This is a genomic window from Halorussus salinus (assembly GCF_004765815.2).
GTDB classification, from domain to species: domain Archaea; phylum Halobacteriota; class Halobacteria; order Halobacteriales; family Haladaptataceae; genus Halorussus; species Halorussus salinus.
This window is the reverse complement of the sequence record NZ_ML974127.1, coordinates 1,234,768-1,257,653: the sequence shown is the minus strand read 5'-3', so window position 1 is coordinate 1,257,653 and position 22,886 is coordinate 1,234,768. Positions and strand designations below refer to the sequence as shown.

Sequence of the window (22,886 nt, the reverse complement as noted above, 5' to 3'; positions counted from 1 at the left end):
AGAGTCGAACTCCCCGCCGAGCCGTCCGCGACCCTCGCGCTGGCCGAACCCGTTTTGCCCGTCGAATCCGTAGTACCAACGCTATGAAACGACGAGCGTTCGTCAAGTGGGGGAGCGCGCTCTCGGTGGGTGGACTCGCGGGTCTCGCAGGGTGTTCCGCGCCGACCGGGGGCGGTCAAGAGACCGACGCGGGCGAGACGACGGCGGACGGGACGACGACGGGTGGGACGACCGAGGAGGGAGCGGGCGGTGAGGGCGGGACCGCGACCACTGCCGGGGGCGGTGCGCAGGGCGGCGGCACGTCGCAGGTCGCGATGATAACCGAGGGGAGCGAGTACTACTTCGACCCCATCGGCCTGTTCGTGGAACCGGGGACCACCGTCGAGTGGGTCAACGAAGCGGGCGCGCACTCCTCGACGGCCTACGCCGAAGGGAACGGCGGCGCGGAGGTCACCCGCATCCCGAACGACGCGGAACCGTGGAACAGCGGCATCCTCGCCGAGCAGGGCGCGACGTTCAGCTACACCTTCGAGGTGCAGGGCACCTACGACTACTTCTGCATCCCGCACAAGACGCTCGGGATGATAGCGCGAATCGTCTGCGGCGAACCCGGCGACGTGGAGGGCGACCCGCCGGACGGTGCCGTGCCCTCCGAACAGGCCATCGTGAACCGAGGGTCCATCTCCTACGAGGAGTTCGGAAGCGGCCAGTAGAACGAGAAACTCAGTCGCCGGTGCGGTCGTCGGAGACGCCGTCCAAGTCCGCCTCGGTCAGCGCCCGTCGCCACGACCCGAAGCGTCGGTGGTAGGTCACGGGGGCGTACTGGCCGCGGTCGTCCATCTCGGCGGCCTTGGGTGCGCGCCCGAGTTCGTCGGCGAGGCGCTCTATCTCCGCGAGGAGTTCCCGCTCGGAGATGCCGTCGTTGGTGTCGAGCATCGCCTCCCGGAGCGCGTTCGACCAACTGCCGAACCGGAGCTGGTAGGTTCGGTTCGAGTACTCGCCGCGCTCGGTCATGTCGCGCTGGGTCGGGGGTTCGCCCAGTTCGGTGTAGAGCCGCTGGAGTTCGGCCAGCAGTTCCCGGTCGGGGATGCGCTTGCTCCCCATCTCGTCGGGGTCCAACCCGGCGTCCTCCAGCGCCTCGTTCCAACCCCCGAAGACCTCCTGATACCGCTCCGGCGGATACGCGCCCTCCTCGTGCATGTCCACCACGGTCGGCGTCTTGCCGAGCCGGGCGGCCAGCGACTGAAGCGCGGACCGAAGCGTCTCCGGAGTGACTTGCTGGCTCATCTGGTCGTTACGTTCGAGCGAGAAGTCTTAAATCTGAGCGTTTCCGAAACGCCGCACTTATACGGGAGCTGTCAGTGTAATATTACACGAAGTATCAGTGCCTATAATTCTGTTTTCAAGTAAGCAAGTATTTATATAGGGGGACTACGAACGTCGGAACTAAGCACGTGTCATTTGACGAGAAGTGCCGGTCCGGGGCGGCTTTGGCGGTCCCCCGCCGACAACTGTCCCATACGTTGTCGGTACAATAAAGGATGTGGCCACTTCTCACGGATGATAACGTGCCGGAAAACGGAGACATACGAAACATGAACCTCAAAGCACTCTTCGAAGACGACGGCGCGGTCAGTCCCGTCATCGGCGTCATCCTGATGGTGGCGATTACGGTGATTCTGGCGGCCGTCATCGGAACGTTCGTCCTCGGTCTCGGTGACCGAGTGAGTCAAGCGAGTCCGAACGCACAGTTTAGCTTTAATTACGGTACCACTGGTGCCACCAACGGTGATTACGTGAACATTACTCACGATGGCGGTGACGGCGTCAACACCGACCAACTCACCGTTCAAATTGCGAGCAATCTCGCATGGAACGGTACAAACGGATACGCCGCCGATGGTGATTTCGTCGATTTATCTAACTCTGGCAGTTGGAGTGCAGACAAAATCACCGCTGGCGATACGCTCAACATCCAAGAGGATAACAACCAGATTGACGACGGTGACACTGTAAAAGTCATCTGGTCTGCCTCTGGTAGCGACAAAACGGCAGTCATCGGCGAGTCCGAGGTGTCGCTCTGAGAATGAATCTCAAAAACCTATTCAGTGACGAAGACGCCGTTTCGCCGGTCATCGGCGTCATCCTGATGGTGGCGATTACGGTGATTCTGGCGGCCGTCATCGGAACGTTCGTCCTCGGCCTCGGTGACCGTGTGAGTCAGGCGAGTCCGAGCGCGACGTTCACGTTCGATTACAGTGAGAACGGTGGTAATATCACAGTAGATGTGGTTCACGACGGCGGTGACGCCGTTACTGCTGACCAAGTGAACGTTTCTGTCGGTGGACAGAATGTCTACGGTAATGGAAAACTCGTAGATAACAGTGGAAGCGTTAACAGTAGCTTCCCAAGCAGTGACATTACTGCCGGTGACACCCTCACTATCAACAGTAGCACCTTCGCCAACGGAGACACTGTGAAGGTCATTTGGCACGCATCTGGTAGTGACAAGACGGCGGTCATCGGCGAATCCGAAGTCAACACGTAGATTCGCGCTTTCCCGATTTTTCGCGCTCGGCGCTTCGACTCTGGCAACCCCGTTTTTCGCCAATTCTGCATCTGACAGAGGAGTCTCCTCGACTGACGAACTCGCCCGAACCGTACCCGGCGTGAACCGAACAGCGGAGGTAGTTTCAGTCTCGAACAAATCATCCCACTCGCACAGCACCGCGCTCTCGCACCCGAGTCATTTCGTAATTGAGGAGGCCCCGACTCACCACTCACCTCGAATCCTCGGCTACCATTTCTCTGTCACGAAACGAGACTCATCCAAACTCCCGAGAGAGCCGTTCTAACCAGTAACCTTACAACTATCATTATTGTCCATTTGTTTTATGCCGGGAAGGCATACCGACGCAGAGAAACACACGGAGACTCGACGCAGATTCCTGAAGGCGAGTGGGGCGGGAGCCGTCGCGGTGTCGCTGGCGGGACCGAGCGCGGCGAGGGAATTGGGCGATAGACAGGAATCACAGGAGACGACCACCGAGGAGGGCCAGTCCGAGGGCGGCCAGTCGGGGGGCGACGTGCCGACCGGCGGGACGCTGGTCTACGGGATGAGCGCCAAGCCGGATACGCCGAACATCCTCACGCTCGGGTCGGTCTACTCGTCGGTCGCGGTCGATAGGGTGTACGAGGCGGGCACCACCTTGGACCCCGTGACCAGCGAGGTCCGACCGAACGTCTTCACCGACTGGACCGTCGAGAACACCTCGGGCCAGAACGCCCAACCCGACGTGTACTTCGACGTGCGGGAGGGGCTGACGTGGAACGACGGCGAGGAGTTCACCGCCGAGGACGTGCTGTTCACGTATCGCTACTACATGGAGAACCAGCCGGGCAACTACGCCGCGGCGGTGTCGCCGATGGAGTCCATCGAGGAGTCCTCGCGCGACGACTGGGACTTCCACCTGAAGCTGAGCCAACCGGTCGGCGTCTGGGCGTCCGAACAGCTACAGATTCCGCTGTTGCCACAGCACAAGTGGGAGGGCAAGGACTACCAGCAGTACGACCCGATGGCGGCCAACCCGGACAACGGGCCGGTCGGACTCGGTCCGGGACGACTCACCCAGTTCGAACCCGCGACCTCGATGCAGGTCGTCTTCGACAACGAGTACTACTACGACACCCTCAGCACGCTGGAGTGGAAGCAGAACCACGACCAACTCCGGGCTGGCGGCCCCTTCATCGACCGAGTGAACTACAAGGTGTTCGGGAGCGAGACGGCGATGACCAACGCGTTCCTGCAAGGGAACATCGACACCCACTACGGGAGCATGAAGACCGCCCAGATTCCGCAGGTGAAACAGAACGACGGGATGAGCCTCGTCAACGGGACCGACAGCGGATTCTCGTACTACGCGTTCAACCTGCGGCGCAAACCGCTCGACGACGTGGCGTTCCGGCAGGCGGTCGCGTTCATGTACGACGACTACTTCTGGGTCCAGCGCCTGATGAACGGCTACGTCTGGAAGGGCGACTTCGTGCAGTCGAACGGCTATCCCAAGCCCCGACCGGACTTCCAGTTCGCTGGCGAGGACCAGATGCTGACCCATCCCGCGACCAACGCCTTCGACTTCCGGTCGGCGAACGAGGGACCGACGCCGAACGTCGAGGGCGTCCGGACGTTCCTGACCGAGGGCACCGTCGTGGACGGGTCGTCGGGGACCTACGTCGGCAAGGACTACCCCGGTAGCCTCTCGGGGGTGAGCGCGAGCCAGTCCGAATCGAAGTACGACTACTCGTTCGGCCCGGTCCAGTCGCAGGTCCTGCGCGACCACGACGGCGCGGACCGAGAGCTTCGCGTCGACGGCCAGACCATCCCGCAGACGATGGACGGCGACGCCATCACGATGTTCATCGACCCGCCCAAGCAGGGTCCGAAAGAGGCCAAGGCCATCGAGCGGTGGGTGAACAACCTGAAGTCGGTCGGCATCCCGGTGAAGACTCAGGCCCTGTCGTTCAACACGATGACCTCCAGAGTCTACTATCAGGAGGACTTCGACATGTACCCGATGGGCTGGGGCGGCACCGGTCCGTTCGGCAGTTCGGCCTACTCCTTCTTCCACAGCGACAACGCCGACGACCACTCGACTGACGGAAACTCGGACTCGTTCATGTACAACTCGACCGCGTACGGACTCTACGGCGGGAGTTCCGACGACCTCCTCGCGCAGGCCCGGACGACGATGGACGCCGAGGAGCGCAACAGGACGACAGCGCGGGCCGTCGAGAAGATCTACCTCGACATGCCCTACATCCTGCGCGACTACGCGAAGTTCCGCTGGCCGCTCAACACCGCGAAGTTCGGGGGGTACATCCCCGACATCGTGGACCCGGCGTTCGCCAACTTCGGCGCGCAAGTGAACAACCTACATCTGAAGGAGTAGCGCCCGGAGCGGGGACTGCTCGCTCGCAGTCCGCCCTTCGGACCTCCGACTTACACCCGGTCGGCGACGCTGTTGACCCGACTGTTCAGGTCGCTCACGAGGTCGCTGACGGACTTCCGGCTCCCGAGTTCTAACGTCACCTGTCGGGGAGTCTGTTCGAGCGAGCGTATCTCCATCCCGTTGCCGTTCGTCGGCAAGTCCTCCAACGCGAGGTCATCCACGAGCGAGCGCCCGGCCGCCGCCTTCGGGAGCGTCACACTCGCGTTCCACACGGGATTCTGTAGCCGCTGGACGAGGTAGAGCGCGGCCTGTTCGCACCCGCGGTTCGACGTGACGTTCGCTATCGTCTTGACCAGCGTGTCGGGGTCGCTGTCGGCGTCTTTCGAGGTGTAGCTACCTTCGGTTTTGTAGCGATAGTCTATCTCGTAGGTCGTCCCGTCGGACATCCCTCCGCTGGAGAGGGTCTTCACGCGACCCTTCGAGCGGTCAAGTTCGTAGTCGTTGCCGAGTTCGTAGGTCGTTCCGTCGCTCGGATTCCGGACGATTTCGGTCGCCGGGACGAGTTGCCGGTGGTCGAGGCCGGTCCACTGTCCGTGGTCCGCGGTGAACTCCTCGGCACGAATCGGTTGAGCCGCACCCTTGACGACGACCTTCTCGTAGGCTTTTTCGACCGACTTCGACACCGAGTAGTCTGCAATGCCTTCGTCGGACTCGGCGGTCCGCTGGCCGGGTTGGGTCCACTCGATAGACCAGCCCTTCTGCTGGTCGCGTTGCAGTTCCCAGACGAAGTTGCCGTAGTCCGCGATCTGTTTCAGTACGTCCGCGAGCGCCCCGTCGTACGTCTGTCCGTCGAGGACCGGCGTGTCTTCGAGGTCGGCGTAGAGGGTGAACGACTCGATTGCCTGTGGTTTGAATCCGGTCGTCGGAGTCACGCCGCTCTGTGTCCCGTGCCGACCGAGGGTCGTTCGCCACGCGATAGACGAACCAGAGTCAGCGAACTTCGTCCCGAAAGTGGTGGTGTTGGAGCCGGCAGTCCAGTTGGTTCCGTCGTCGTTGCTCAACGCGACCGACTGGCCGTTCGACGTGTCGGTCCAGGTCCCCTCGATTCTCCCGCCGGTTACGTTGAAGACCGACGATACCGCCGAGAATTCGACTTCTTGAGCGTCGGGATACGTCTCCGGACCGGAGAGAGCGTGGTTCTCGTCTACGCTATTGTCGTCGGTGTACTCGAATCGGGCGTCACGGCAACCGAGGACATCTACGTGAGGATCGTCATTGCCAAGTTCTTCTTTCGATCCCACATCGATACTGATGCGAAGTGTGTACGTCTCTCCGGCTGTCAGTCCATAACGCGGCTCGGGAAACTCGAACCACTTCCATTGCTCTGCCAATCCGAATCCATCCGCGAAGTGAAGTAGCTCGGTCTCGGGAACGTCAGTTCCGTCGAACACGACCGACAACTCGTGACCGTCGGTGATTATTCCGTCAGGATTCCCCCAGCGCACGAACGGCTGGACCGACCCCGCTGGCACGTCGTATTCGGGCGTAAACGAGAACTCGACGGACGCATAGTGCGCGTCGAGAGCGAACACCTCGGCTACGTCGTCTTTTCGGTCACTCGTCGCGTTCCAGTCCGAGCCAGTCCTGTAACTACCCACCTCCCAATCCCAGTCGCCCCAATTTCCGAGATAGCACGTTTGGAGCGTTTCGACCCTCCCATCTGTGACGTGATACGGGTCGGTAGCGTCCGGTGATATGCTATCCTCGAACTCCTGAGTGGTCGCGCCAGACTGCATCCTCGTCTCGGTGATGCCCGACGACGGGTCGTCTACGTTCGGCGTATAACCAGTCTCCTGCTGGACCAGTTCTCTGGCCGCGACGTGCGCCTCGGTGTTGTCGTACTCCGTCTGGACACGTTGACCGAGTTCCGACCCGCCCCGGCCGACCAAGACCGCACGGTCGTCCTCGACGCGGACCTCGACCAGCGTGTCGATTGGCAGGATACGGCCATCCTGCCAGACGGAGAGGGTCGCCTCCTCGAAGCCCTCCGACTGCCACTTCTCGTCGCGGGGCACCGGAATCTCGATTCGGGGGTAGTCGTTCAGCGCGGGCCGGAACGTCGGATTATCGAGGAGCCTCGGTCGGAGCGTCCGACCGCTCTCGTGTTCGACCTCGACGGTCCACCCGTTCGCATCGGTTCGAGTTCGCGGCTCGCCGCTGGCGTCGGTGGTGACGCTTTCGGTCGCGGCGCTCCGGCTACTGCCGTCCTCGGTGTACGCCTCGATTTTGTACCGGTACGTGTTGCTCGGCGAGCAGGTGTCGTCGGTATGGCTCGTGGCGTTCACGGAGAGGTCGGCGACCTGCTGGAACGGTCCCCAGCCGTAGTCGAACTCCCGACTCCGGAGGACCCGGAAGCCGTCCTCGTTGTCGGAAACGTCGCCCCACGAGAGGTCGATGGTCGTCTTCGGCGCGCTCTCGGAGAGGGTTGCGGTGGGCGTCGTCGGGGCCGGGAAGTCCGTGACGACGTTCGCGGTCGCCCACGAGCCGGTGACGTGTTCGGTCGTCGTCCGGAGACGGAACTCGTACTCCTCGCCATCTTCGAGACCGGTAACGGTCGCGGTCGTCGTGGACTGGCTCACGGTCGGGCCGTCGAGCCACGCCGACGCGCTCGACTGCCTGTACTCGATTTCGTATTGGCCGTAGTCGATTACGTCGGTCCACTCGACCGTGATTTCGTCCTCGGTGCTGTCGTCGAGCGTGTCGATGCTCGCGTCGGGGAGTTCGGTAGTGAATCTGACGGGCATTACTGGTCCTCCGTCTCGGCGTGTTCGGTGTACGCGACGACGCGCAGGTCGTACTCCTCGCCGTCGAGAAGGTCGCTGGTCGTGTACGACTCAGTGGACTTCGAGAGTTCGCCGGAGTCGTTCGTCCACGTCGAGTCGTCGGTCGGTTTCAGTTCGACGCGCTGGTTGCCGTAGTCGTGATTGGTGGTCCAAGAGACATCGGCTTGGTCGCTGTCGACGGCATTGACAGCGAGACTGGTCGGGGCGGGGAGGACAGTCATGACCGCTGTCTGACCAGAGTCTGCAAACGCGTGGTCGGTCTTCCGACGGATAGTGTAATGATATTTTTCCCCGTCAAGAACGCTCGTGTCCGTGTAACTGATCTGAGAGAGGTCAGAGATGGACGCGACAGACGACCCGATAGTACCATCAGTCGACCGCAAAATTTCGACGGTCCCGTCCGTCGAGTCATCCGCCAGCGAGTACTCTAGTACGACTTCGTCAGCAGCAGGTGTAGCGACCGTGTCCACCGATGGCGCGGGAACCGTCGTCGTCGCCGTAGCATCTTCACTCGGAGCATCCTCGATTCCATCGTAGACCGGTGTGATCCGATAATAATATTGCTCTCCGTTCTCCAAGTTAGTGTCCGAATACGTAGTCGTTCCTGATGTGACGGTTGCAACGCGTTGGTAGTCGTCAAGACTACCGCTCACGGACTCCGCACGATAGAGATGGTATTCCTCGGCGTCCTGCTTTCCATCCCATGATAGGTCGATTCGGGAGTCGCTGGCTGTGGTTGCAGACAGCTCCGAGCCGTCCGTCGAGATCGTTGCGCTCTTTGTCCAATCTGAAATCGTGTCAGCACTTTCTGCGCGTACCCGCGACTGAATCGTGTCGGCAGACTTGGCAACGGTGAACTGGTGACTAGTGTCGTCCGGCGTAAGGTCGGTGACGTACGTCCACGACCCATCGTCGGCACATTTTTCAATGCGGTAGTGAATTTCGTTATCAGTAGTGTCCTCGAAAGAGACAGTAATCGAAGTCGGAGAGTTCACTGTTTGGGCGACTGCTGTGGGAGCCGAAAGCGCTGTCGTCGCCGATGCTTCGTTCGAGTAATTCGATGGGTTTGCCGACGCGTGGGTGGCTTGGACGCGATAAACATAGGTTTCGCCGTCTGCGAGATCGTTGTCGGTGTATGTAGTTGTGTTAGCACCGACCGTTGTGATTTCGCTGAACGACCCACCGTCTCGCTTTCGTTCGATTCGGAATCCTGATTCGTTGACGCTGTTGTCGATCCAAGAGAGCGTGATATCGTTATCTGATAATGATGTAGTGCAGTCTGATGGGGCGGCGGGTGAACTCGCCTCGTACGCGATATCGTCCCACCAAATATTCGTCACGTCTTTAGAATTGTTGTAATATCCGTCGAGGCGTAGTTCTGCGACATCAACGCCACCGTCCGCCATACTCATTGTCTTTGACATATCGGCGCTCCCAGACCGGTAGAACCGGATGGTCACTTCACCAGCAGTCCAGTCGAAGTCGAATTCGACTCCAATCCACTCACCGTACGCGCCTTCCCCAGCGATATTTTCCGGGTCGGAACTATACTGCGGGTTCGTCGTTCCTGCCCGAACCTCGTAGTTTCCGTTCGAATTGTAGACCGCAATTCCGCCACCCGTGTTGCTACTTTTCTCGTAGTACCACGCCTTGATTCGTTTCGGTTGAATTCCGACTCCAAGTTCTGATGGCGTAAAGGTGGCCTCGTCGCCGTTATTCTTCGCCGAACACGCTCCACTTCGTGCGTATTTTGTCTTCCGCTGCACGTCTCCGCTCCAGTCTGTCAGCGACGACTCGAAATCCTCTAACACCGTCAACGTCATCAGTTTGCCACCTCTCCACAACCGACCAGTCCCTGCTCTACCTGAGAACTGTAGTCCTGTTGATTAGCGGTTGCCTTCAGCAGGGTTTGCAATCCGCTCGGCGTCGGCGGCTCCTCGCTCTCAGCGACTAGCAACTGCGGCCGTTCGAAACCGCGCGGAAGTCGCACGTCGAGAGCGAACGGACTCCGGGCGTGACCGCTCTTCGTGAATCGACACTGCGCCTCAACTCGAGCAGGTCCGATTCGAGTCACGGTGGCCGTCGAGAGCGACCACTCGCTCGTACCGACCTCGACCGTCGCCCACAAAGCGTCCTCGTCTTCCCACTCGACTACGCTCAGACCGGCCTTCTCGTCCAATCGCACCCGCACGAGACCGTTGTCCAAGACGGGATTGCCGACGAACCCGTGGTCGGTCACGAACGCGCGCTGCCACTGGAGGAGTCCCTCCTCGTCGAACTTCGAGTTCGCGCCGCGGTCGTCCCAGACGGTCGGGTCGGTCTTGCCCTCCTCAACGTAGGGGAGGTCGTAGACCAGCGTCGGGTCGTCCAGCGAGAGGCTACTCGCGTGCAGGTCGTACACGTCTACGCTCCCGTGTTCGCCCGCGCGAGTCTCCACGAACTCGTCGTCCGGAGGTTCCGTCGCGGTCGTCTCGGGGTCGAACCAGCGCACGTCGGTCGCGGCGCTCGGTATCCCGACGTGTGCGGTCTGCTCGTTGCCGAAGTCGTTCTCGACCTGCGCTACGGCGGTCTCGACCGCGCGCCGGTGGGAGTCGCGCGTGCCGACGCGGGTCATCGCGCCGTCGAAGGCGACGACGCCCTCCGCTCGCGGGTCGAGTCGGCGCACGTCGAGGGTTTCGGGTGTATAGTAACCGTCGGCGGGCGTCGAAGCCGTCGGGGCCGACTCGGCCGCGGAGTAGGCCACCGCCTCGAACTCGCTGGCCTCGAAGAGTTCCGCGAGTTCGGCGGCCATCGGTTCGGCGTCCCGGCCGCGGAACTGCCCGCGGAGGGTGCGTTGGTCTGGCGCGGTCGAGAGCGACTCGACGGTACCCGTGTCCCCGCCGAGGAGTCCCCGTTTACTGGTGTTTCGCCGCGCTTTCGTCCCGGTACTCGTCTGGCTGTCCGCCGGAATCGTGAGGGTGTAGAGGTCTCTTTCCGTCATCGGTAAATCGAACGCTCAGTAGTCGTTGCGTCGCGTCGCGTCGAGCGGACGCGAGAGGTCGGTCGTCTCGACGCAGGTGATGGTGCCGTCGTACGTCGAGGGGCGGTCGGTCGCGTAGGCGTTCTCCGGGCCTTTCACCACCACATCGAGGTGGTCCACGCCGAGCGCGGGGGTGTCCCAGACGCCGTCGGAGGTGTACTGGCCGACCTCCAGTTCGGCCGGGTTGGTGCTATCGACCTCGCCGACCGAGAGGTACCGGTCAAGCATCTGCATCTGGGTGACGGGCTCCTCGCCGGTCGCGTCGCTCGGCGTGAGTTCCGTCGGGTCGCCGGTGTCGCCCCACTGGCCGTCGGACCCGCGCCACCCCGAGAAGGAGATGTCCACGACGTGGTCGCCGGTCCCCGCATCGAGGTGGATGCCCTTCCGAGTGGACTCGCCGTCGCCAACCAACTCTGAGATGGCGGTGTTGGCTTCGCCTCCTCGTCCGCCGACGGCGAACTCCGTGCGGACGCTGAAGTCGATCTCCACGTCGCGCATCACGAAGACGCCCGTCTCCATTTCGCCGTCGCCGTTTACGTCTACGTTCGGTACCGTCAGTTTCGCTCCGTTGACTGTGTTTCCGGTCATGTCTGAAATCGAACTCGCCCGCCTCGCGGCAGGGCGTACGAAAAATGGCTGTCTCGCTGGCTGTGCGTCGCGTCGAGGAGGTCCGGTTCGTGGGACGTGCCCGACGTGAGGCGATGTCGCCCCGGATTCGGACACGTTTAGGCGTCTTTTGAGACGATAGAGAATTCTTTAGACAATATAAATATTGCCGATATCACCCTGTATCGTTTCCAACCGTCGTAGCGACCGAGGAGATAGCCTCCTCGGTCACTGGCCGGAGCGCCCGGCCCGGCGGCCGATAGTCGGCCGCCGGGCCGTCGCGGACTGGTGGCCGATACCCGGCCGTCAGACCGCCGGTCGATGGCTCGCTCGGGACCCTCAGCCGATACCCGACCGAGGAGTCCCGCCGAGTCGATAGCCGACCGCGCCGACCTCAGAACGGCGTCGGCCGCGGGCCGAGCCGCCGTTCCATCTCGCGGACCGCGTCTTGCTTGGCCTCCTCGATTTTGCGGTCTACGTCGTGGGTCTCCACGGGACGCCGTTCGACGCGCTTCTCCACGACTCGCTCGCGCTGGCGGTTCTGCTTGTTGGCCTTCGCGCGGTTGGTTCGCGGTGGGCGGTCGGGGTCCGGGGGCGTCGTGCTGTTCCGCGCGACCTCGGTGATGTTGATACTGCTGTTACCGCGCGAACTCGGCGGTGGCGAGAACGTGGCGTTGGCCGGTCGGTTCGACCGCCGTCTCGCGTTCGACATCGAGGTGTTCTTGATGGGTGGTGACGGACGAAGCGAGGAGCGCTTTTTCCCCGAACCGAAGAGGTGCTTTCCGGCCAGACCACCGATGTAACGACCGGCGGCTTCACCGACGACCCCACCGACGACGCTTCCCGCCGGTCCCAAAGCAGAACCGAGCGCGGCTCCGGCAACGCCGCCGACGAGTCCACCGGTCGCTCTCGCTCGGCGAACGTTGGCTTGTCGTTTCGAGAGCTTCCCTCGATTTCGCTTCCGGTTGATGCTGTTCATCTCCGCTCCCCAGAACAGCAAATCGACGGGTCCTCCGAGCTTTTTCGCAACGTCGTCGCCGTACTTTCCGACCGTTGACAATGCGCCCTTCCCGTACTTCGTGGCGGCCTTACCGATTCCTCGACGGGTACTCCCATCGCTACCCTTGAGTAGTCGTGAAGCCAGACCACTCGCTGTCTTCTTACCGCCCGGTACCGTCACATCTGGAACGGTCACTTTCGGCGTCTCGAACTTTGGTGGTTTCAGGTTTCGCTCGGCTAGCACTGAACTACCTTCGTTTACCGCGAGGTCTAGCGCTGCTCTCCCGCGTAGAGCGTGTTTCCGCACCGTTGGCTTGGCATTTTTGTAGACGCCTTTCCAGTCGTGTAAACTCAGTTGTTTCTCTGCATTCGAGTATCCGAAGTCCGTTTTGGGGAGGTCGATTTTCGAGGCCCCGCCAGTAAGTTTCTGTCCTATCTGATTGGCGGCTTTGTAGGGTTTCGTCGGTTCGGCAACGTAGGTTTTAGCCTGATTTACAGCACTGTTCTCAATCGTCTGGAAGAAGCCGGGAATCGCCTGATTCTTCTGTCCTTGCTGGGTCTTTCTCCGCTTCTGCTTTTTCTTCTCGTCGTCCCCGAGACCGAACTCATCGAACAGGCCCATCGCTCACACCTCCCGTCGCTTCCTTCTCCCGAATCACCGGGAGCGCGGCCATGAACAGTTCGAGGTCCCGAGACGCATAGTCTCGAACCTCGCGCGGGTCGTGGCCCCGGTACATCAGGACTGCTCTGGCGTACTGGAGTCGCGCCCGCTCCGGCGCTGCTTTGCCTCGACCCGCTCGGCGAACGAGTTTCCCGCGTCGTGGTCGAGCGTCGTCAGGTCGTCGATGCGATGCTCCAGCCACGCGGTGAACTGCGGCGGGAGGTCCCGGACCGCCCAGACCTTCGCCTCGAAGTCGTGGCCGTCGAGGAACGGCGCGTCTTCGAGGCCCGCCGCGCACCAGAACGGCGTGGCCAGTCCCTCGGGCGCGCCGTCGCCGGGGTCGAAGCCGACCTGCTGGCGCTGGGCGGCCTGCACCCGGTCGAGGACGCGGCCGCGTTCGCCGGTCGTCAAACCGCCGACGCGGACCGTCGCGTCCGCGAACTCGTCGCTGGCCCACCGGAGACCGGGGAGGAACTGCCCCTCGATTCGGGTCGCTTCCATCACGGCCTCCTCGTGTTCGACCGACTCCTCGTCCGCCTCGGCGGCGGTCGCGGCCAGTTCGTCGAGCCGTTCGTCGAGTCGGTCGATCTCCTCGGCGATGTCGATTCGAACCGGATTTCGGGTCACGTTACCGCGCCTCACTTTGGTCGGACTCGGCGGTCGCGGTGACGCTGTTGACCACGTAGGTCGTGTTCTCGATGGCGTCGGCGTCGAGGTCGCCCCACTGCTCCCACGAGTAGGTGTCGGGCGTCACGCCCGAGAGGTCGTAAGTCAAGCCGGTCGCGTCCGGGGACGAGAGGTCGAGCGTCGCGGCACTCGCACCATCGACCGCGGTTTCGGGGGCCGAGCTACCGCCGTACGCGAGTTCGAGCTGGTCGGTATCGGTCACGACATCCCGGACGTTCAGCGTGGTCTCGACCGCGCCCATCACGGCCGCGACGGGGTGGCGGCTCGTGTCGGTCTGGGGCCGCGCGCCGGTCTTCATCGAGAGGCTGGCCGACTGCACGCGGTTGACGGTCGAGGAGTCCGGAATCGAGAGCGACCCGCCGTGGAACCGGAGCGGGGTCGCCTGCTCGCTGGGCTGGGAACCGGGCGTGAGCGTCGCGTTGGTCTCCTCGTCGCCGTAGAACCCGGTCAGGGTCACTTCGACCGGCTCGCCCGCCGTCAGATTCACCTGCATGTCGCTGAAGACGACGCCCTTGAGGACGCGCTCGGCGGTCACCTCGCTGTAGTCGATGCCGGTGTACCAGCGCGAACTCTGGACCTCGCCGGGAGCGACGGACCAGTCGTAGGCGTAGGGCGCGCTGGACTCGCCGTTCGCGGTCGGCGGCCCACCGAAGACGTGGTTCTTCCACCACGGATTGGCGAGCGTAAAGGAGACCGTAATCGCGCCGGAGAAGTTCCCGGCGAGCGCCGCGGTCGTCTCGGCGTCGCCCGGCGTCCGCATCCGGCGGAGCGCGTTGTCGAGACCGATCTCCTCGACCACGCAGTCGAGACCGGGCGTCTTGTAGTCGGTGTCGGTGGGGCTACCCATGTAGTCGTCGGTCGGTTCGTGCAGATACGCGATTCGCGTCGTGGTTCCTGTTGGCATGTGTGTCGAAAATCGAGTCGGCGGGTCGGTCGGAAGTCGATGCCCGACGCCGCGCTCTCCGGCGAAGCGAAATCTCGGAGGGTGCGTCAGCGGGAGTCGGCGCGGCGGAGCGCGACGGCGAGCGCTCGCCGGTAGATAGCGGCGTCGTCGTGGTCCTGCAAGGCGGGCCGGGACTTGAACTCGCCAACGGCGTACTGGAGCGCGTCGGCGTCGTGGGCCCACCGCTCGGCGCGCGACCGGAGCGTCGGATTGTCGGCCTCACGGTACTCCTCGCGGAGTGTCTCGACCGCGGTCGAGAGGTTCGCGGCGCGTTCGACCGCCGCGGACTTCGAGACGCACCGGAGCCGGGTCCGGTGGTCGGTCGCGCCGCACTCGCAGACGCGCCGAGGTCGGCGTATCGAACTGTGGCCGACCGGCGCGACCGCCTCGGTCGTGCGGTCGGTCGGCAGGGACCGTTCGGAGACACAGTCGCGGTCGGCCGCCGTGCGATTCCACACCTCGTCGGCCTCCCGCACCACCGCGAAGCAGTTCGAGCAGATGCGATGGTCCTCCTCGACTACCTCGAAGAGGGCGTCGGCGATGGCGGTGGCTGACGAGTCGTGGCAACCTCCGGGGGTCGTCCGGCGTGTCGCCCCGGAGGCAGGGGCCTGCTGGCCCGAGTCGGCGGTCGGCTGTGCTCCGTCGCTTTCAGGTTGGCTCCCGGTCGTATTAATGGGTTTTCGGCACATCGCGGTACAACCGTACTCGGTTCGGGTAGCATATTAACGGGTTTTGGAACCCTTCATTTTCCGTACCTCGAAACCTCATATAAATAGACCGGGACGTAGGGTGAGTCGGGTGCCGAGTCGCCGACCGCGGCGACCGGCCCCGGAGAACCCATGCGATACGCCCAAGCCAACAACGGACAGGTGAGTTACGGTATCGAAGACGCGGCGTACTCGAAAGCGAGTGCGACCGACAGCTACTTCGGCCTCGTCACGGACGACGTCGAAGTTCCGAACCCGAACGAAGTGACGCCGATGGCGACCGGCGGCGGGCGACGCGGCCCGCACGTCAACGCGCCGAACGCGAAGGAGTACGAGTTCGAGATTCCCTTCGCGGTCCTCGACCACAACGCGCCCTTCGAGGTCGCGCTCGGGGAGAAAACCCAGCAGAGCAAAGACCCCGACGGGACCGCCGACTCGGGCGACGAGTACGAGCGGTACCTCGTGACCGAGAGCGACCGACTCCCGACGATGACGGTCGAACACTGTCAGGAGGACCTCGACCTCAAGGAGTGGTTCGTCGGGAGCAAGGCCAGCCTCCAACTCGAAGCCGAGCAGGGCGAGGCGCTGTCGGCGACCCTCTCGGTGCTGGCGGCGAAACGACAGTACGACGACGCGGCCGACAACGCGACCGACCTCTCGGTCCCGAGTGGCCGGAGTCCCTACCGCTTCTGGATGAAAGGTGACGTGACCCTGAGCGACCAGCAGGGCTCGACCGTTGACACGCTGGCGACCGTCTCGGGCATAGACCTCTCGTGGGACAACGGTCTGGAGGCCCAGCATCAGGGCGACGGCCGCGAGGCCCACGCCGTCGCCGAGACCACCGCCGCCGAGAAGTACGACATGAGCATCACGGTCAACGTCACCGACACCGACCTCTACCAGCGCGCTGCCGAGGACGACGCGCCCGTGGACGTGGAAATTCCGTTCTTCCGCAACCCCGGCGCGTCCACGGTTCAGGACGCGATGTACATTCGCCTGAAGGACTGTACCGTCACGAGCGCCCCCGTCCCGAAAGCGGGCGAGGGCACCGTCGAGGCGGAGATTGGTCTCGCACCCCGCGACACCGAAATCGAATTCCGAACCCCCGCATAACGCACCATGAGCCACCACGCAACCGACAAGACCGACGAGGTACCGTCCGGGAAATCGCCAGACGAATCGCGGGACGCCGACGAGACTCTCTCGTGGGACGAGGCCGCCAGCGGGTTCGAGCGCCAGCTCGAACAGCGCCGGACGGTCGGCGTCGAGGTCCCCGAGATGGGCGTCGCGGAGTTCACGCTCCGGGGCCTCTCGCGCGAGGAGCGCGACGAGGTCGAACAGCAGGCCGCCAGCGTCGAACGGAACGGGCGACGCGACGCACAGGTCGAGGTCGATACCGGCGCGATTCGACGCACGATGCTGAAGTACGGCATCGTCTCGGGTCCCGAGGGGTTCAAGCCGCAACGCGAGGACCACCTCGACGCGCTTCCACCGGGTGTCCAAGACGAACTCGTAGACCTCGTCGAGGACATGAGTACCCTCTCCGTCGAGGAGCGCGACGGGTTTCAAGCGATGGGGTGAGGGGAAGCGTGTCGAACCAGAGACGGTCTTCGAACGGCGCGTCCTCGAAGACGCGGCCTTCTGGGACGCCTACGGGTGCCCTGCCGACCCGCGTCTCCTCCCCGCTCGGGAGCATGCGGCTCATCTCGCGGTGTTGGAGGGCAAGCAGAAAGCGAAACAGAAAGAGCAGAAACAGGCCCAGCGACAGCGCGGAACCGCAGGAAGACGGGGATAAGCGATGAGCGGCGTGAACAGCACGGTCCAGAAGTACGCGCGGCGGGCGGGTCGAGCGAGCAAGCGGGCTCAGAACCGATTGACGGCACCGTCGCAGGCCCAGAGCCAAGCGATGACGTCGGTCAGCAAAAAGCTGGTCGGCGTCTGGAAGCGAATAATCAAGAACTCGCCGAAGCTCGAAAAGCAGGTTACTCGTATCAACAAGACGCTCGACGGACTCGCCGAGACGCTCGGTTCGTCGCTCGTTCCGGCCTTCCGACTGCTCGCCGACGGTATCAAGTCCGCAGTCAAGACCTTCCAGTCGATGCCGGGACCGGTCAAAGACTTCGTCGGCATCGCGTTCGCCCTCGTCTCGGGCCTCGTGCTGGTGACGACCGCGGCCACGACGGTCGCCAGTGCGCTCGGCGGCGTCGCGGCGGTCCTCGGCGGACTCCTCGGTCCGGTGCTGGCGGTAATCGCCATCGTCGCGATCCTGTACGCAGTCTGGAAGAACAATCTGTTCGGCATACGGACAATCGCCAAGCAGGTGTTCAACTGGCTGAAGAACTTCATCACAGGAACCATCGCCTTCGTCAAGTCGTTTTGGGAGACGTTCACCAGCTTCCTGCCCCGAGTCTGGAAGGCCGCGGGGGAGGCGCTCAAGACCGGCGTCAGAGCCGTCTTCGGTGCCATCAAATCCCTCGTCATCGGCTACTTGACGTTCACGCTGGCGTTCTGGAAGCGAACCCTGAACCTCCTCGTGACGGCGGCACAGACCGCGTTTACGTTCGCCAAGAACGTGATAGCGAAGGCCCTCACGGCCATTACGAACGTCGTTAGAACTGGCGTTCGAAAGCTGAAACGGGTCTGGAACTCCGCGCTTGGCGCTGTCCGGACGTTCGTCACGGAGACGAAAAAGAAGGTCGCCGGACTCGCAGCGAAAGTGAAAAAGGCGCTAAAGAGTCTCACCGAGTCCGCGCTCACGTGGGCGAAGGACCTCGTGAAGAAGTTCGTCGCCGGACTGAAGGCGAAGACGAAGGCACTCACGAAGCGGCTGGACAAACTGAAACAGAAGGTAACCGGCACGCTCGGTGCCTTCGCCGAGTCCGCGTGGCGTTGGGGTAAAGACCTCATCTCGGAGTTCGTCTCCGGCATCGACGACAAGATAGGCCAGTTCCGCCGGAAGGTAAACGACCTCAAGAACACGGTGCAGGGCGCTATCTCGTTCGACCGCGTGGAGAACGACCGGATGGCCCAGCGCTGGGGGTCTGACCTCGTGGACCACTTCTCGCGGGGAATGGCGCGTGAAGCGAGTCAGCTTTCGGGCGTCGTCTCACCCCATCGAGGAGCTTCGTTCGGTCTTCAGTCCGCGGCCGCGAGCGGTGCGCGGACGAACGTCAACGTCACCGTCGAGGCCGGTGCGGTCCAGATGCGCGGCGGAAGCACCGCCCGCGCCAACGCCGAGAAGACCGCCGAAGGCGTCGCCGACGAGTTCGCCCAACGCTTCGGGAGGAGGTCGTAGATGGCCGACCACACCGAAGTCAGGCTCGAAAAGCCACGCGAGAGCGCCCCGAACGAGGTCGTGGCCTACTTCGCGCCGAACTTCGAGGTCCAGCCGAGCTTCGACAACGACCTCTTCACGGCCGAGCGCGCGACCGACCGGCCGACCGTGGCCCGCGACAACCGACAGTACAGCCACGAACTCTCGATTCAGGGCGTCTTCGAGGAGTCGGACCGACTGCCCGACGCCCACCGCGCCGACGTGGAGTCGATGGTCGGCGCTGCGCCCGCGACGGCCCGCCAGCAGGTCAATCGGTTGGTCCACTACGCGACGCAGGTCGGCGGTCCGTTCTACCTCTACGAAGGGAGCGACGAGTACACCGCCGAATCGACCGCGGAGGTGGACATCGAGAGCGGCGTCTACCCCGCCGTCCAAATCGCCTCCATCGAACCGCCGTCGCAAGGCGGTCTCTCGCGGTTCGAGTACTCGGTGCAGTTCGTCGTGGGGGTGCCCCGCTGATGGGCGTCGAGTGGCGACTCCGGCGCGTCAACGACGGCGTCGCGGACGACGCGCTCCTCGACGTGGAAGTGACCGACGCCTACAACCGGTTCGCGCGGCAGGCGACGGCGGTTCTCGACGACCCGGACGGAGCGAAAGCCGAGGAGTACCCCCAACCGACGCCGGTCGAGTTGGACGTGCGCCGGGACGGCGAACAGTTCCGCCAGCGGTTCGGCGGGTTCGTCATCAACACCACGACCGAGCAGGACGCGACGACGCTGGAAATCCTGTCGCACGACTTTTGGCTCCGGAAGCGACAGGTGTTCCGCGCCTTCGACGGCGACGGCATCGAGAGCGTCCTGAAGCTCCTGATAACCGACCTGACGCCGCTCGACTGGGCGGACGGAGCCGAGGTCGAAGTCGTCAACGACGAGCCGGTCGGTCGGGACTGGAAGGGCGAGCGCCTCGACGAGGTGGTCGCGGAACTCGCCGCGAAGTCCGCTGGCGAGGACTTCGGCGCGACCGACGAGGGCGTGTTCTTCTTCCGACCGCGCGACTCGGCCGCCAACGAAGCTCCTCGGAACTTCCCCGCGGGAGCCTACGACGAGGCGAACTTCTCGGAGGACGGCAAGCGAGAGGTCAACAAGGTCACGCTCTACTACGGCGAGGAGCAGGACACCGGCGCGGTGTCCGTGCAGGACCGCGCCAGCCAGCAGGAACTCGCCGACGAACTCGGCCGCGAGACGCCGGTCGTCGTCGGCGAGACCAAGACCTACCCCGAGATCGCCGACGCGACGACCGCCGAGCAGAAGGCCCGCCAGATTCTGAACGACCGGAGCGCGGTCCTGACGGGCACCCTGCAGACGTGGGGCGCGTTCGGCGTGACTCCCGGCGACGTGACCAGCGTCGTCGTGCCGGAGCAGGGCGTCAATCGGGACTTCCGAGTCGCCGAGATCACCTACCAGTGGCGAGAGGACCGCACGGAAATCAAGCTCGCGGAGAACTCCGACGGCGTGTTGGACACGCTCGTCGGCCTCAGCCAAGAGGTCTCGCGCATCGACTCGCGGGCCGCCGACGAGGAGGCCACCATCACCCAAATCGTGGACCTCGCCGAGCAGGTCGGCGTCGAACTCAACCTGACCGCCTACAAGCGCGCCGTGCCGGACGACCAACTCCTGTTCGGCGACCTGAAGGGCGGTTGGGGCGACCCCCAATTGTCCGCGCAGGAGCCAGTCTCGACACGATTTGAAGCATTCGAAGACGGAGTTGGTGACTGGTCCGGTTGGAGACTGTCCCAGGACTCAAGCCACGCTTACGACGGAACTCAAGCCGGGAAACTCAGTAGCACCAGCGCGACGGCCGCCTCGAAGGAGTTGAATCCGACCGGGACTCGAATTGATGGCTTCGACTACTACTACTGGGAGCCAAAGTTCAATCAGAACGGTGGCGGCGTCCGGTTCCAGAACTCGGACGGAAACTGGGAACTCGGGACTGCGACCGACAACCCGCAGTTTGTTCTCGACGGTGCGACGACAGAGATCGATTCAGGTGACAGCTACGCAGAGTGGGTCCACGTCGACGTTTCGTTCGACTGGGACGAGACACCCTCGACTGCGACAGCGACCTTCTCGTACACGGAACACGATTACGAGTGGACTGCTACCGTCGAGATGGCCGAAGGAATCGACGTATCGACCATCTACCTCGCGGGCTACGGCGACTCGTGGGGCGGCGGCGGAACGACGGAAATGTGGTTCGACGGAATGCGCTATTCAGAATCTCCGCAGGCCAGTGGCGGCCTGTGGGGCGACCAGCGCGGCCCGCGCGAGGAGATCGCGTGAACAGCGACGGACGACGAGACGCAAACAGAACATGACAGGAAAAATCACGAACGCCGGACGCGACGCCATCCGCGACTTCATCCAATCCGAGGTCGCGGAAATCGGCGTCGGGACCGGCACGACGGACCCGACGAAGACGAACAGTTCGCTCGAAAACGAGGTCGAATCGGCCCGCAAATCGGTCGCGGAGGCCGACGCCGGAACCGGCGAGACGGTGTTCGAGATTACCCTCTCGACCAGCGACGCGAACTACGACGACGTGGGCGCGGAGCTGACCGAGGTCGGCACCTTCGACGCCGACGGCGACCTGCAGGCCCGCATCACCCACAGCGGGATTCGCAAGACCTCAGACTTCGAGGTGGAGTATCGACTCAGCGAGACGGTGGTGAACACATGAGAGAACACACGGACGGCGACTTCCCGTTCGCCAACGACTTCAACGCGCTCGTCCGCGACGCCCTCGAAGGCGGCACGCAGGTCGAGAGCGGTTGCGATGTCTCCGATGGCGGCACGCAGGACGCGAGCGTCCAAGTGGCGAGCGGCACGGTCGTCATCGACGGCACCGACCACTCGATTAGCGACCAGACGGTGAGCCTCGACGCTCCCCACGCCGAGAAGCCGCGCTACGACCTCGTGGTCGCGGACTCCTCGGGTGCGAGGAGCGTGACCGGGACCGCGAGCAGTACGCCGAAAGCGCCCTCGATTCCCTCGGAGAGCGTGCTGTTGGCAATCGTGGAGGTTCCCGCGAGCGCGTCCGGGGTTACGGACGCCGAGATTAACGACGCACGGGTGATTCTCGACGGAATCGCTAATACGGCTATCTCGGCACTGGCGAATCTGAGCGAGAAGGATTCGTTCAGTGGGTATCCGTTACAGCATGGGACCGACGTAGATGCGGCGAGCGATGCGCATCACGAGCGGTTTACCGAGGCAGAGGCACGAAGACAGGCGTTAGCGTACGACTTCATTGAGGCATAAATCATGGTTCAAGCAGACATTAATAACGAGCCGATCAGTATCGTTTTAGCTGGTGGCGAGTCTACTACGGTCCCAAGTGGTGAAGTTTGGAAAGTCACACTAAAACAAGACTCTCCAAATAACGCTGGAATAAATAGGAAAGATGTGGCAGATGGACGGCCTTTTGAAACGGTCCTTGTCGGCGGTGATCGCGTCCAATCGAATGGTGATGACTATCGAGGAGTCCATATCGGCGGCTTCGTGGTTAACTAACTATGTACAAACGAAAATCCAACTCCGGTCACGAAATCGAGTGGGAGCCCGAAAACGAAGAGGCCGCCGCGAAGGCGCTCGCGGAAGTCGAGGGGACCGGCGTCGCGTCGGAACCCGAGGCGAAGGAACGGACGCCCGACCTCGGGGACGACCACGAACTGGCTCAACGAGTACAGGAGCGGTACCAGAAGCGCGTCGAACAGGCGGACTCCTCCAAGTAGATGCCAACTCACGACACCACCAAATCTGACGAGAGCATCGCTAACAGACACAGTTTGAACGGCACCGACGACACCCTCGTCTCCGTGACCGTCCCCGACGGCGAAATCTGGTACGTCGAGGGCGTCCACGTCACGGCCGACGGGAGCGGCGACACGTCGGGCATCAGCATCGACGCGGGAATCGCCGACGCCGCGACGCTCGACAACATGATGCCGACGGTCGGGCGCGCGGGCCGAGGAGACAGCATCGGCGTCGATACGACCGTCAACGACGGCGCGAGCGCGGACGTAGACGCCTACGCCAGCGCGGGCGAGGAGGTCCGCGTGGTCGAGGCCCACGAGGACGGTTCGACCGGCGGCTACCACTACAGCGTGCAGATGCGTCGCGTGCTGTAGCTCGGTCTTCCT

General features: G+C 63.2%; 23 protein-coding genes. 14 read left to right on the top strand and 9 right to left on the bottom strand.

The annotated features are described in order from the left end of the window. Positions 1 to 83: 83 nt before the first annotated feature. The gene (locus EPL00_RS06400) at positions 84 to 713 is read left to right on the top strand and encodes a plastocyanin/azurin family copper-binding protein (protein ID WP_135851289.1); all 630 of its coding nucleotides are present in this window, start codon (positions 84 to 86) and stop codon (positions 711 to 713) included. Between the two features lie 10 nt (positions 714 to 723). Here the strand turns inward: EPL00_RS06400 and EPL00_RS06395 are convergent, their stop codons facing one another. Beyond that, positions 724 to 1,287, bottom strand: coding sequence for a homing endonuclease associated repeat-containing protein (locus tag EPL00_RS06395; protein ID WP_135851290.1), 564 nt, complete (start codon positions 1,285 to 1,287; stop codon positions 724 to 726). Positions 1,288 to 1,595: 308 nt separating this feature from the next. Here EPL00_RS06395 and EPL00_RS06390 point away from each other — a divergent pair, with 308 nt between their 5' ends. The 3 genes from EPL00_RS06390 (at position 1,596) to EPL00_RS06380 (ending at position 4,949) form a co-directional block, all read left to right on the top strand. Next, on the top strand, positions 1,596 to 2,084 hold the full coding sequence (locus tag EPL00_RS06390; RefSeq protein ID WP_135851291.1) for a type IV pilin domain-containing protein: 489 nt from the start codon (positions 1,596 to 1,598) through the stop codon (positions 2,082 to 2,084). Between the two features lie 2 nt (positions 2,085 to 2,086). Next, entirely contained in the window at positions 2,087 to 2,548 is a 462-nt protein-coding gene (locus tag EPL00_RS06385) for a type IV pilin domain-containing protein (protein WP_135851292.1), read from the top strand. Positions 2,549 to 2,894: 346 nt separating this feature from the next. After that, positions 2,895 to 4,949, top strand: a complete 2,055-nt coding sequence (locus EPL00_RS06380) for an ABC transporter substrate-binding protein (protein ID WP_238398135.1) — start codon at positions 2,895 to 2,897, stop codon at positions 4,947 to 4,949. Between the two features lie 50 nt (positions 4,950 to 4,999). Here the strand turns inward: EPL00_RS06380 and EPL00_RS06375 are convergent, their stop codons facing one another. From EPL00_RS06375 to EPL00_RS06340, 8 genes are all read right to left on the bottom strand, one after another. Beyond that, positions 5,000 to 7,753, bottom strand: coding sequence for a fibronectin type III domain-containing protein (locus EPL00_RS06375; RefSeq protein ID WP_135851293.1), 2,754 nt, complete (start codon positions 7,751 to 7,753; stop codon positions 5,000 to 5,002). Further along, complete coding sequence (locus tag EPL00_RS06370) at positions 7,753 to 9,615, bottom strand: fibronectin type III domain-containing protein (RefSeq protein ID WP_135851294.1); 1,863 nt, start codon at positions 9,613 to 9,615, stop codon at positions 7,753 to 7,755. The genes EPL00_RS06375 and EPL00_RS06370 overlap by 1 nt, the downstream gene beginning before the upstream one ends. After that, positions 9,615 to 10,772 (bottom strand): hypothetical protein, encoded by a 1,158-nt coding sequence (locus EPL00_RS06365; protein ID WP_135851295.1) that lies wholly within the window; start codon positions 10,770 to 10,772, stop codon positions 9,615 to 9,617. The genes EPL00_RS06370 and EPL00_RS06365 overlap by 1 nt, the downstream gene beginning before the upstream one ends. 15 nt (positions 10,773 to 10,787) lie before the next feature. Continuing rightward, the gene (locus tag EPL00_RS06360; protein WP_135851296.1) at positions 10,788 to 11,399 is read right to left on the bottom strand and encodes a hypothetical protein; all 612 of its coding nucleotides are present in this window, start codon (positions 11,397 to 11,399) and stop codon (positions 10,788 to 10,790) included. A 412-nt stretch (positions 11,400 to 11,811) separates the two neighbouring features. After that, a complete protein-coding gene (locus EPL00_RS06355; RefSeq protein ID WP_162224162.1) occupies positions 11,812 to 13,038 on the bottom strand; it encodes a hypothetical protein in 1,227 nt (408 codons plus the stop codon). 114 nt (positions 13,039 to 13,152) lie between these two features. Continuing rightward, positions 13,153 to 13,704, bottom strand: a complete 552-nt coding sequence (locus tag EPL00_RS06350; RefSeq protein ID WP_135851298.1) for a hypothetical protein — start codon at positions 13,702 to 13,704, stop codon at positions 13,153 to 13,155. 1 nt (position 13,705) lies between these two features. After that, positions 13,706 to 14,668: a phage tail tube protein gene (locus tag EPL00_RS06345; protein ID WP_135851299.1), complete on the bottom strand. Its 963-nt coding sequence runs from the start codon at positions 14,666 to 14,668 to the stop codon at positions 13,706 to 13,708. A gap of 86 nt (positions 14,669 to 14,754) precedes the next feature. Next, positions 14,755 to 15,396 carry a hypothetical protein gene (locus tag EPL00_RS06340; RefSeq protein ID WP_135851300.1) on the bottom strand — a complete coding sequence of 214 codons (642 nt, stop codon included), beginning with the start codon at positions 15,394 to 15,396 and terminating at the stop codon, positions 14,755 to 14,757. Between the two features lie 150 nt (positions 15,397 to 15,546). On the opposite strand from EPL00_RS06340, the gene EPL00_RS06335 reads away from it, so the two are divergent. From EPL00_RS06335 to EPL00_RS06290, 10 genes are all read left to right on the top strand, one after another. Then, the gene (locus EPL00_RS06335; protein WP_135851301.1) at positions 15,547 to 16,527 is read left to right on the top strand and encodes a phage tail tube protein; all 981 of its coding nucleotides are present in this window, start codon (positions 15,547 to 15,549) and stop codon (positions 16,525 to 16,527) included. Positions 16,528 to 16,533: 6 nt separating this feature from the next. Next, positions 16,534 to 16,995, top strand: a complete 462-nt coding sequence (locus tag EPL00_RS06330; RefSeq protein WP_135851302.1) for a hypothetical protein — start codon at positions 16,534 to 16,536, stop codon at positions 16,993 to 16,995. A gap of 217 nt (positions 16,996 to 17,212) precedes the next feature. After that, the gene (locus tag EPL00_RS06325) at positions 17,213 to 18,709 is read left to right on the top strand and encodes a phage tail protein (RefSeq protein ID WP_135851303.1); all 1,497 of its coding nucleotides are present in this window, start codon (positions 17,213 to 17,215) and stop codon (positions 18,707 to 18,709) included. Beyond that, positions 18,710 to 19,207 (top strand): hypothetical protein, encoded by a 498-nt coding sequence (locus tag EPL00_RS06320; protein WP_135851304.1) that lies wholly within the window; start codon positions 18,710 to 18,712, stop codon positions 19,205 to 19,207. Then, on the top strand, positions 19,207 to 21,027 hold the full coding sequence (locus tag EPL00_RS06315) for a hypothetical protein (protein ID WP_135851305.1): 1,821 nt from the start codon (positions 19,207 to 19,209) through the stop codon (positions 21,025 to 21,027). The genes EPL00_RS06320 and EPL00_RS06315 overlap by 1 nt, the downstream gene beginning before the upstream one ends. Positions 21,028 to 21,058: 31 nt before the next feature. Further along, entirely contained in the window at positions 21,059 to 21,424 is a 366-nt protein-coding gene (locus EPL00_RS06310; RefSeq protein ID WP_135851306.1) for a hypothetical protein, read from the top strand. Then, positions 21,421 to 22,005 carry a hypothetical protein gene (locus tag EPL00_RS06305; protein WP_135851307.1) on the top strand — a complete coding sequence of 195 codons (585 nt, stop codon included), beginning with the start codon at positions 21,421 to 21,423 and terminating at the stop codon, positions 22,003 to 22,005. Before EPL00_RS06310 ends, EPL00_RS06305 begins: the two co-directional genes overlap by 4 nt. 3 nt (positions 22,006 to 22,008) lie before the next feature. After that, complete coding sequence (locus EPL00_RS06300) at positions 22,009 to 22,257, top strand: hypothetical protein (RefSeq protein ID WP_162224161.1); 249 nt, start codon at positions 22,009 to 22,011, stop codon at positions 22,255 to 22,257. A gap of 2 nt (positions 22,258 to 22,259) precedes the next feature. Continuing rightward, positions 22,260 to 22,478 carry a hypothetical protein gene (locus EPL00_RS06295; RefSeq protein WP_135851308.1) on the top strand — a complete coding sequence of 73 codons (219 nt, stop codon included), beginning with the start codon at positions 22,260 to 22,262 and terminating at the stop codon, positions 22,476 to 22,478. Continuing rightward, positions 22,479 to 22,874 (top strand): hypothetical protein, encoded by a 396-nt coding sequence (locus EPL00_RS06290; RefSeq protein ID WP_135851309.1) that lies wholly within the window; start codon positions 22,479 to 22,481, stop codon positions 22,872 to 22,874. It begins immediately after the preceding gene. Positions 22,875 to 22,886: the final 12 nt, after the last annotated feature.

Bases quoted from the DNA above. Each gene is read 5' to 3' on its own strand.
- EPL00_RS06370 (WP_135851294.1), bottom strand. From the start codon at position 9,615: ATGACGTTGACGGTGTTAGAGGATTTCGAGTCGTCGCTGACAGACTGG.
- EPL00_RS06305 (WP_135851307.1), top strand. From the start codon at position 21,421: ATGAGAGAACACACGGACGGCGACTTCCCGTTCGCCAACGACTTCAAC.
- EPL00_RS06300 (WP_162224161.1), top strand. From the start codon at position 22,009: ATGGTTCAAGCAGACATTAATAACGAGCCGATCAGTATCGTTTTAGCT.
- EPL00_RS06335 (WP_135851301.1), top strand. From the start codon at position 15,547: ATGCGATACGCCCAAGCCAACAACGGACAGGTGAGTTACGGTATCGAA.
- EPL00_RS06390 (WP_135851291.1), top strand. From the start codon at position 1,596: ATGAACCTCAAAGCACTCTTCGAAGACGACGGCGCGGTCAGTCCCGTC.
- EPL00_RS06355 (WP_162224162.1), bottom strand. From the start codon at position 13,038: ATGGGCCTGTTCGATGAGTTCGGTCTCGGGGACGACGAGAAGAAAAAG.
- EPL00_RS06360 (WP_135851296.1), bottom strand. From the start codon at position 11,399: ATGACCGGAAACACAGTCAACGGAGCGAAACTGACGGTACCGAACGTA.
- EPL00_RS06345 (WP_135851299.1), bottom strand. From the start codon at position 14,668: ATGCCAACAGGAACCACGACGCGAATCGCGTATCTGCACGAACCGACC.
- EPL00_RS06400 (WP_135851289.1), top strand. From the start codon at position 84: ATGAAACGACGAGCGTTCGTCAAGTGGGGGAGCGCGCTCTCGGTGGGT.
- EPL00_RS06295 (WP_135851308.1), top strand. From the start codon at position 22,260: ATGTACAAACGAAAATCCAACTCCGGTCACGAAATCGAGTGGGAGCCC.
- EPL00_RS06310 (WP_135851306.1), top strand. From the start codon at position 21,059: ATGACAGGAAAAATCACGAACGCCGGACGCGACGCCATCCGCGACTTC.
- EPL00_RS06325 (WP_135851303.1), top strand. From the start codon at position 17,213: ATGAGCGGCGTGAACAGCACGGTCCAGAAGTACGCGCGGCGGGCGGGT.
- EPL00_RS06380 (WP_238398135.1), top strand. From the start codon at position 2,895: ATGCCGGGAAGGCATACCGACGCAGAGAAACACACGGAGACTCGACGC.
- EPL00_RS06385 (WP_135851292.1), top strand. From the start codon at position 2,087: ATGAATCTCAAAAACCTATTCAGTGACGAAGACGCCGTTTCGCCGGTC.
- EPL00_RS06290 (WP_135851309.1), top strand. From the start codon at position 22,479: ATGCCAACTCACGACACCACCAAATCTGACGAGAGCATCGCTAACAGA.
- EPL00_RS06340 (WP_135851300.1), bottom strand. From the start codon at position 15,396: ATGTGCCGAAAACCCATTAATACGACCGGGAGCCAACCTGAAAGCGAC.
- EPL00_RS06320 (WP_135851304.1), top strand. From the start codon at position 18,710: ATGGCCGACCACACCGAAGTCAGGCTCGAAAAGCCACGCGAGAGCGCC.
- EPL00_RS06315 (WP_135851305.1), top strand. From the start codon at position 19,207: ATGGGCGTCGAGTGGCGACTCCGGCGCGTCAACGACGGCGTCGCGGAC.
- EPL00_RS06395 (WP_135851290.1), bottom strand. From the start codon at position 1,287: ATGAGCCAGCAAGTCACTCCGGAGACGCTTCGGTCCGCGCTTCAGTCG.
- EPL00_RS06365 (WP_135851295.1), bottom strand. From the start codon at position 10,772: ATGACGGAAAGAGACCTCTACACCCTCACGATTCCGGCGGACAGCCAG.
- EPL00_RS06375 (WP_135851293.1), bottom strand. From the start codon at position 7,753: ATGCCCGTCAGATTCACTACCGAACTCCCCGACGCGAGCATCGACACG.
- EPL00_RS06330 (WP_135851302.1), top strand. From the start codon at position 16,534: ATGAGCCACCACGCAACCGACAAGACCGACGAGGTACCGTCCGGGAAA.